We start from the raw sequence: 258 nt of genomic DNA, 5'->3' as shown, positions 1-258 counted from the left end.
ACAGACCCAGCGCGTTATTCAGGGTTTTCTCCGGCGTCTGGTTGCCGGCGGAGGTGGTGATGGCTTTGACGTCCAGCTCCGGCGAACGCAGCGCCATAGCCAGCGCGATGGCGTCGTCGAGGCCGGGATCGCAATCGATGATAATAGGGCGGGGCATGTTCTTTCTCCTCTGTTTGTTATCCAGCGAGCATCGGATCAAAACCGGGGAGAAACAAGCGCTTTTAGTGCCGGGCGTTTGCGCGACGGGATAAGGCGTTC

General features: G+C 59.3%; 1 protein-coding gene. It reads right to left on the bottom strand.

Annotation, left to right across the window (positions count from 1 at the left end; genetic code table 11):
* Nucleotides 1-258 (bottom strand): nucleoside hydrolase (locus LKL37_RS23060; protein WP_431612583.1); only part of this gene is annotated, 258 nt, incomplete at both ends.

The sequence above is a fragment of the Chryseobacterium sp. 'Rf worker isolate 10' genome (assembly GCF_050753305.1).
In the GTDB taxonomy this organism is placed as follows: domain Bacteria; phylum Bacteroidota; class Bacteroidia; order Flavobacteriales; family Weeksellaceae; genus Chryseobacterium.
This window is presented reverse-complemented; position numbering and strand designations above follow the sequence as displayed.